Annotated in this window: 11 protein-coding genes; 7 read left to right on the plus strand and 4 right to left on the minus strand. The window is 70.6% G+C overall.

What is annotated here, in order from left to right:
* From BRX43_RS17470 to folE, 3 genes are read right to left on the minus strand one after another with little or no spacing between them, the layout of a single operon-like run.
* Nucleotides 1-351, minus strand: a complete 351-nt coding sequence (locus tag BRX43_RS17470) for a dihydroneopterin aldolase (RefSeq protein WP_125996367.1) — start codon at nucleotides 349-351, stop codon at nucleotides 1-3.
* A complete protein-coding gene (locus BRX43_RS17475) occupies nucleotides 344-1,087 on the minus strand; it encodes an SDR family oxidoreductase (protein WP_125996368.1) in 744 nt (247 codons plus the stop codon). Before BRX43_RS17475 ends, BRX43_RS17470 begins: the two co-directional genes overlap by 8 nt.
* Complete coding sequence (gene folE / locus BRX43_RS17480) at nucleotides 1,084-1,707, minus strand: GTP cyclohydrolase I FolE (RefSeq protein ID WP_125996369.1); 624 nt, start codon at nucleotides 1,705-1,707, stop codon at nucleotides 1,084-1,086. Before folE ends, BRX43_RS17475 begins: the two co-directional genes overlap by 4 nt.
* A gap of 62 nt (nucleotides 1,708-1,769) precedes the next feature.
* Between folE and BRX43_RS17485 the strand changes: the two genes are divergently transcribed.
* Both BRX43_RS17485 and BRX43_RS17490 read left to right on the plus strand, forming a co-directional pair.
* The gene (locus BRX43_RS17485; RefSeq protein WP_125996370.1) at nucleotides 1,770-1,973 is read left to right on the plus strand and encodes a DUF2945 domain-containing protein; all 204 of its coding nucleotides are present in this window, start codon (nucleotides 1,770-1,772) and stop codon (nucleotides 1,971-1,973) included.
* Nucleotides 1,974-2,017: 44 nt separating this feature from the next.
* Nucleotides 2,018-2,320 (plus strand): SWIB/MDM2 domain-containing protein, encoded by a 303-nt coding sequence (locus tag BRX43_RS17490; RefSeq protein WP_241215042.1) that lies wholly within the window; start codon nucleotides 2,018-2,020, stop codon nucleotides 2,318-2,320.
* Between the two features lie 125 nt (nucleotides 2,321-2,445).
* On the opposite strand, the gene BRX43_RS17495 is transcribed toward BRX43_RS17490, so the two are convergent.
* A complete protein-coding gene (locus BRX43_RS17495) occupies nucleotides 2,446-2,772 on the minus strand; it encodes a hypothetical protein (protein WP_125996371.1) in 327 nt (108 codons plus the stop codon).
* Nucleotides 2,773-2,811: 39 nt separating this feature from the next.
* Between BRX43_RS17495 and BRX43_RS17500 the strand changes: the two genes are divergently transcribed.
* From BRX43_RS17500 to BRX43_RS17520, 5 genes are all read left to right on the plus strand, one after another.
* Complete coding sequence (locus BRX43_RS17500) at nucleotides 2,812-3,822, plus strand: N(4)-(beta-N-acetylglucosaminyl)-L-asparaginase (RefSeq protein ID WP_125996372.1); 1,011 nt, start codon at nucleotides 2,812-2,814, stop codon at nucleotides 3,820-3,822.
* A complete protein-coding gene (locus BRX43_RS17505; protein WP_125996373.1) occupies nucleotides 3,822-4,580 on the plus strand; it encodes a copper homeostasis protein CutC in 759 nt (252 codons plus the stop codon). The genes BRX43_RS17500 and BRX43_RS17505 overlap by 1 nt, the downstream gene beginning before the upstream one ends.
* A gap of 130 nt (nucleotides 4,581-4,710) precedes the next feature.
* Nucleotides 4,711-5,718, plus strand: coding sequence for an SIS domain-containing protein (locus tag BRX43_RS17510; RefSeq protein WP_241215043.1), 1,008 nt, complete (start codon nucleotides 4,711-4,713; stop codon nucleotides 5,716-5,718).
* Complete coding sequence (gene nagA / locus BRX43_RS17515) at nucleotides 5,715-6,848, plus strand: N-acetylglucosamine-6-phosphate deacetylase (protein WP_125996375.1); 1,134 nt, start codon at nucleotides 5,715-5,717, stop codon at nucleotides 6,846-6,848. Before BRX43_RS17510 ends, nagA begins: the two co-directional genes overlap by 4 nt.
* 55 nt (nucleotides 6,849-6,903) lie before the next feature.
* The coding region (locus BRX43_RS17520; RefSeq protein ID WP_125996376.1) for a glucose PTS transporter subunit IIA at nucleotides 6,904-7,701 on the plus strand (798 nt) is incomplete at its 3' end.

The following is a 7,701-nucleotide window of genomic DNA, read 5'->3' on the forward strand; positions in this document are numbered from 1 at the left end:
TTACCGGCCGCGCACCACCTCGCAACCGACGGTGGCATCCGGATAGATGTCGAGCTTCATCGACCGCACCCGGACCGACTGCACCCGCGCATCGGCCAGGCAGATGGCAGCGATCGAATCGCACAGGCTTTCCTGCAAGGCGAAGCCCGGCCCCGCCGCCAGCGCCAGCACTGCGGCGCGGACCTGGTCATAGTCGAACACCTCGTCGATCCGGTCGGCCATCGGCGCGGCCGGATAGCGGAGGTCGAGCCGGATCGACAGCCGCACCCGCTGGGGTGCCGCCTCATGCGGGTGGATGCCCAGCCGGATCGCCACGTCGAAATCGTCGATCAGAATGGCATAGTCAGCCATCGGCACGCCCCTCGAACATGACGTCGCGGTCCGATCGCAGGAAACGCTGGCCCGAATCGACGTACAACGTCTGCCCCGTCACGCTGCGCGCGCCGAGCAGATAGACCACCGCCTCCGCCACCGCGCCGGCGCCGACCGGCCGCCGGAGCAGGTTCTGCGTCGCGACCCGATGGAATTCCTCCTCGCTCTGGTCGCCGCTGGGCAGGGTGAGGCCGGGTGCGACCGCATTGACCCGCAGGCGCGGCGCGAAGGCCTGGGCCATCAGCTCGCCCGCCGCCGCCAGCGCCGCCTTGGACAGGGTGTAGGAGAAGAAATCGGGATTGGGATTGGCCAGCTTCTGGTCGAGCAGGTTGACCACCGCCCCATCGGCCAGATCGGACTGCGCCGCCAGCGCGCTCGCCAATATGGTCGGCGCGGTGCAGTTCACCGCATGGAGCCTGGCCGCCAGCACCGGATCGACCGTAGCGGGCGAGTCATATTCGAACATCGACGCGCTGTTGACCAACGCCCCGATCGGCGCGCCCGCCACGTCGCGCGCCCGCGCGAACAGCGCCGGCAGCGACGCGGTGTCGGCCAGGTCGCCCTGCACCGTCCAGCCGTCGAGCGCGCGGGCCAGCGCCTCCGCCTCGTCGCGCGACCGGTGGTAATGGATCACCACCCGGTGCCCCGCGCCGGCCACGCCGCGCGCGATCGCCGCGCCGATCCGCCGGGCCCCGCCCGTGACCAGAACGATCATCCGCCCAGCCCCATCAGCGCCAGCACCTCCTTGCGGCTGCGATCGTCGTCTCGGAACACGCCCATCATCCGGCTGGTCGTCATCGCCACGCCGGGGGTGCGGACGCCGCGCGCGGTCATGCAGGCATGGCTGGCCTCGATCACCACTGCGACGCCCAGCGGCTTCAACCCGGTCCAGATGCAGTCGGCGACCTCGGCGGTCAGCCGTTCCTGCACCTGGAGCCGCCGGGCATAGCCGTGCAGCACGCGGGCCAGCTTGGAGATGCCGACCACATGGTCGCGCGGCAGATAGGCGATATGCGCCTTGCCGATGATCGGGGCCATATGATGCTCGCAATGCGACTGGAAGGGGATGTCCTTCAGCAGCACGATCTCGTCATAGCCGCCCACTTCCTCGAACACGCGGCCGAGATGGACGGCGGGGTCCTCGCCATAGCCGGCGCAATATTCCTTCCACGCCCGCGCCACGCGGCGGGGGGTGTCGACCAGCCCCTCGCGCGTCGGATCGTCGCCCGCCCATTCGATCAGGGTGCGGATCGCGGCCGCGACATGGGGGGGCACGGCGATCTTGCCATCCGCCGCGACCAGGTCGCCATCCGCCGGGGTTCCGCCGTCACACATCGTCATCTCCTGCAACCAACCCGCATGTCGGGCGCTTGGTGCCACAAGTTAAGGAGGATGCGATGGCCGATCTGAAGAAGGGCGACAAGGTGAGCTGGAATTCGCATGGCGGCACCGCGCATGGCGAGGTCGAGAAGACGCTCACCAGCGACACCAGCATCAAGGGCCATAAGGTCCGCGCGTCGAAGGATGATCCGCAATATCTCGTAGAGAGTGACAACGGCGGAAAGGCGGCGCACAAGGCGTCAGCGCTCAAGAAGGCGTGAGTCCCTCGTAGCCGGGGGCATGACGATTCACAGGAAGGACAGACATGGCCACTGCCAAGCAGGAAGCCGGCGCCGCAAAGGCCGCCACCAAGCAGACCAAGGCCGGCACCGGCATCCACGCCCCGGTCCAGCCGTCGCCGGAACTGGGCGCAGTGGTCGGCAACGACAAGCTGCCCCGCAGCGAAGTGATCAGCAAGGTGTGGGAGTATATCAAGTCCAACAACCTGCAGAATCCCGAGAACAAGCGCGAGATCCTGGCCGACGACAACCTGAAGAAGGTGTTCGGCAAGGACAAGGTGACCATGTTCGAAATGAACAAGTACATCTCGGCGCACGTCAAAGCGTGACGTGCGATCGGCGCGGGCGCACATCGCCCGCGTCGCGGCGATGCCGGAAAGGGGGATGCGCCGATGGACCGGCGCATCCCCTTTTTGCCGTTCAGGGGGCGGCGCAGCAGGGCCGGCTGGCCGAATCAGGGCAATTGCCGGCGAACGGATCGCGCGGTGATCGTGCTTCCCTGAGGGGATTGCCACGCACCCTCCGTCACGCTGGCCGAGGCCGGAACCTTCGCGAAATCGGACACGGGCCGGAAAAGCCTGTTCTCCTGCGAACGCAGGAGCCTGGGGCCAAGCAAAGCAATGCCCTTGAGCCCGATGGACATGACCTCGACCGGCATCGTCGTCGCGAGCGGAGCGGAGCGATCCACGGCGTCGTGCGCGCAGCCACGCCACCACCCGACCGGGTCCAAGGTCCATAATGGCGCAATACCGAACCATGACTTGCACATGACCTTTGCCATGGCATGATGGCCGGAACCGAGGGGGCGGAAGGACCGGCAATGACGAGCAGACGGGATGTGATGGCGGCGCTTGGCGTGATCGGCGGAGCATTGCCCTTCGCCACGGCGGCCAGGGCGCAGGCGAAGACGGCGGCCCCGGCCCTGATCGTGTCGACCTGGGATTTCGGCGCGGCCGCCAACGACGCGGCCTTCGCCCGGATGAAGGCGGGCGGATCGCTGCTCGACGCGGTCGAGGCGGGCGCGATGGTGCCGGAGGCGGACCCGGAGAACCACTCGGTCGGCTATGGCGGCTATCCCGACCGCGACGGCCATGTCACGCTGGACGCGGTCATCATGGACGACCGTGGCGGTGTCGGCGCGGTCGCGGCGTTGGAGGATACCGTCCACGCCATCTCGGTCGCCCGGCGGGTGATGGAGAAGACGCCGCATACGCTGATCGTCGGCGAGGGCGCGACCCGCTTCGCGCGCGACCAGGGCTTCCCCAAGGTCGACCTGCTCACCCCCGCCGCCGAGACGGCATGGCGGGACTGGCTGAAGACCGCCAAGTACCGGCCGGTCGCCAATAGCGAGAATGCCGGATCGACGCGGCTGCCGCGTGGCGGCGCGCTCGACCATGACACGATCGGCCTGCTCGCGCGCGACACGGCCGGGCATCTGGCGGGGGCGTGCACCACATCGGGCATGGCGTTCAAGATGCGCGGTCGGGTCGGCGATTCGCCCCAGGTCGGTGCGGGGCTCTATGTCGAGGCGGGCGTCGGCGGCGCGACCTCGACCGGGCTGGGCGAGGAGGTGACGCGCGTGTCGGGCAGCGCCCGCGTCGTCGCGTCGATGCGCGCCGGCCTGTCGCCCCAGGCGGCATGCGAAGAGGTGGTGAAGCATATCGCGGCGCTGCGCGGCGACGCGATCAAGGGCGTGCAGGTCGGCTTCCTCGCGCTCGATCCCCGGGGGCGGGTCGGCGCCTTCTGCCTGTTGCCGGGCTTCACCTATGCGGTCACCGACACGGCGGGACGGACCCGGGTGCTGCCCGCGCCCTCGCTGTTCCGGGCGTGATGCCGCGCAGGCTGGAGGTCTGCGTCGAGGATGTCGGCGGCATCGCCGCCGCGGCGGCGGGCGGCGCGGACCGGATCGAACTGTGTGCCGCGCTGGCGGTGGGTGGGCTGACCCCGCCCGTCTCGCTGATCCGGGTCGCGGCCGCCTCCCCCCTGCCCGTTCATCTGCTTGCCCGCCCGCGCGAGGGCGATTTCGTCTATTCGCGGGTCGAGGCGATGCTGGTCGCGGAGGATATCCGCACCGCCGCCGAGGCGGGTCTGGCCGGCGTGGTGATCGGGGCGAGCGACCGGCAGCGGCGGCTCGACGTCGGATTGCTCGCGCAATGGGTCGGCCAGGCGCGCGTATTGGGCGCAGAGCGCGGGGCGCAGCTGTCGCTGACGCTCCACCGCGCCTTCGACCTGTGCCCTGACCTGCCGGCGGCGCTGGAGGATGCGATCCTGCTCGGATTCGACCGGGTACTGACCTCGGGCGGCGCGCCCCGCGCGGTCGATGGCGCGGCGATGCTCGAGCGGCTGCACCGACAGGCCGATGGCCGGATCACGATCCTGGCGGGAAGCGGCGTCAATCGCGCGACGCTACCCGTGCTGCTCGCCACCGGCATCGGCGAAATCCATGCCTCGTGCCGACAAACCCATGCGGTTCCTGACGATTCGCCGGAACGCCGCTTCGGCTTCATCGGCCCGCGGATCGGCGGCACCGATGTCGAGACGGTGGCTGGACTGGTCCGTGACCTTCATGCCAATGCCGCGCTTGAATAATACCAATTTATTACCTAATGAAGACGCCATCAGAGAGCCGCGGGGCCGGCTCGCGTCAGCGGGGGAAGAGGACATGGGCAGCGTGACCGACAACGACCTTCAGGCGGCACCCGCCGTCGAAGCCACCCTGATGCACCGCGAGGCGGCCGAGGCGGGCGACGCGGTTCGCCGGCTGCTCTCCGCCAATGCCCGCGTCATCGCCGAACTGGGCGAGCGGTTGCGCCAGTCGCCGCCGGCGGTTGTCGTCACCTGCGCGCGCGGCTCGTCCGACCATGCCGCCACCTATGGCAAATATCTGATCGAGACGATGACCGGCGTGCCGGTCGCCTCCGCCGCCCCCTCGGTCGCCTCGGTCTACAAGGCCCCGGCCACCGCCCGCGCGACGCTCTGCATCGCCATCTCGCAGAGCGGTCGCAGCCCCGACCTGCTCGCCACCGTCACGGCGCAGCGCGCGGCGGGCGCGCATGTCGTCGCCCTGGTCAACGATGCCGGCTCGCCGCTCGCCGGGCTGGCCGACACGCTGGTGCCGCTGATGGCGGGGCCGGAGACGTCGGTGGCGGCGACCAAATCCTATATCGCCGCGCTCGCCGGCCTGGCCGCGATCGCCGCCGCCTGGACGCAGGATGCCAAGCTGGCCCAGGCGATCGAGACGCTGCCGGACGATCTGGCGCGCGCCTGGGCGCTCGACTGGACGCCGGTGGTCCAGGCGCTGAAGGACGCCAACAACCTGTTCGTGATCGGTCGCGGCCTGGGCTTGGGCATCGCGCAGGAAGCGGCGCTGAAGCTCAAGGAGACCTGTGCGCTCCATGCCGAGGCGTTCAGCTCGGCCGAGGTGCGGCACGGCCCGATGGCGATCGTCGGCAAGGATTTCCCGCTGATCGCGCTCGCCACCTCCGATGTCGCCGGCGACGATGTGCGGGCGGCAGCGGCCGAGTTCGCCGGGCGTGGCGCGACGGTCTGCCTGGCCGATGCGGTGCTCGACGGCGGCGGCCATGTGCCGGCGCTGACCGCGCATCCGGCGGTCGAGCCGATCCTGATGATCCAGAGCTTCTATCGCATGGCCAACCGCCTGTCGGCCGAACGCGGCCTGAACCCGGACACGCCGCTCCACCTCAAGAAGGTAACCCAGACGCTATGACCCGCCACGGCTTCACCAACGGCCATGTCGTCACGGCGGATGGCGTGTGGACGCAGGCGACGATCACCGTCGAGGGCGGCGTCATCGTCGCGATGGAGCCGACCGCCACCGCCGATGCGGTCGACCTCGACGGCGGCTGGCTGTCGCCCGGCTTCATCGACACGCAGGTCAATGGCGGCGGCGGCGTGCTGCTCAACGACACGCCGACCGTCGCGGGGATCGCGGCGATCGCCGCCGCGCATCGCCCCTATGGCACCACCGCGATGATGCCGACGCTGATCAGCGACACCGCCGATGTGATCGCGGTGGCGCTCGACGCGACCGATGCCGCGATCGCGGCCGGGGTGCCCGGCGTGGTCGGCATCCATGTCGAGGGGCCGGTGATCAACACCGCGCGCAAGGGCATCCATGATGCCGGACGCTTCCGCCTGCTGGACGACGACCTGCTGGAACTGCTGACCCGCCCCCGTCGCGGCGTGGTGATGGTGACGCTCGCGCCCGAACAGGTGCCGATGGACAGCATCCGCGCGCTGGCGGCGGCGGGCGTGCGCGTCTGCCTGGGCCATACCGAGGCGGATTACGCCACCGCCACCGCCGCATTCGCGGCGGGCGCGACCGGCGTGACGCATCTGTTCAACGCCATGTCGCCTTTGGTCCATCGCAAGCCCGGCGTGGTCGGCGCGGCGCTGGACGACCAGACGGCCTGGTGCGGGATCATCGTCGACGGCTTCCATGTCGACGACGCGGCGCTGCGCGTGGCGCTGCGCGCGCGGCCGCACGACCGGTTCATGCTGGTGACCGACGCGATGCCCTGTGTCGGCGCGGTCGATAAGGACTTCGTGCTCCAGGGCCAGGCGATCCGGGTCGCGGATGGCCGCTGCGTTGGCGTCGACGGGACGCTGGCCGGCTCCGACCTCGACATGACCGGTGCGGTGCGCAACGCCGTCCATCGGCTGGGCCTGGCGCCCGAGACCGCGATGGCGATGGCCGCGACCAGCCCGGCCGCCTTTCTGGGCCTGTCGCACGAGCGCGGCCGCCTAGCCGTGGGCCAGCGCGCCGACTGGGTGCAGCTGTCCGCCGACCTGCGGCCGGTCGCCACCACCATCGGCGGCGACACCGACCCGACCTGACCTGACCTCTACCGGGCCGCTCCCCTTCCCCGGCCCGCCCCATGAAGGAACCGCCATGGCGAACACCGTGCTGACCGTGCCGATGCAGGGCTGGGCTTGTGCATTGGACAAGGTCGCGGACGCGGTGTTCGCGGAGCGGATGCTGGGCGACGGGATCGCCATCGATCCGACCGGCGACACGCTGCACGCGCCCTGCGCCGCGGAGGTGATCGGGGTGCAGCCGACCGGCCATGCCATCACGCTGCGCAGCGACGGCGGGGCGGAACTGCTGATCCATATCGGACTGGACACGGTGGCGCTGGCCGGGCGCGGCTTCACCCCCGTCGTCCGGGTCGGCGACCGGGTGGCGGCGGGCGACGCGCTGATCCGCTTCGACCTCGACCTGCTGGTGCGGGAGGCGCGCGCGGTCATCACCCCGATCCTGGTCACCAATGGCGACCGTTTCGCGATCGAACAGCGGGCCGAGGGGCTGGTCGCGGTCGGTGCGCCGCTGATGACGCTGGTGGCACGGGGCGGGGAGGTGACGACCGCCGCGAGCGAGGGCGAGCGTCAGGCGCGCGACATCGTCGTGCCGCTGGCCCATGGCATTCATGCCCGCCCCGCCGCGCGGATCGCCGAATGCGCCAGGGGCTTCGACGCCGAGGTGCTGCTGGAGAAGAACGGCCGGTCGAGCAGCGTGCGCAGCCCGATCGGCGTGCTGACGCTCGGGATCACCCATGGCTCGACCGTCACCGTCGCCGCCACCGGCGCGCAGGCGGCGGCCGCGGTCGACGCGGTCGCCGCGCTGATCCTGAGCGGCATGGGCGAAGGTGCGGACACCGCCGCCCCGGCCCCCGCTCCCGCACCGCCGCCC

The sequence above is a fragment of the Sphingomonas sp. S-NIH.Pt15_0812 genome, from assembly GCF_003951315.1.
GTDB lineage: Bacteria > Pseudomonadota > Alphaproteobacteria > Sphingomonadales > Sphingomonadaceae > Sphingomonas.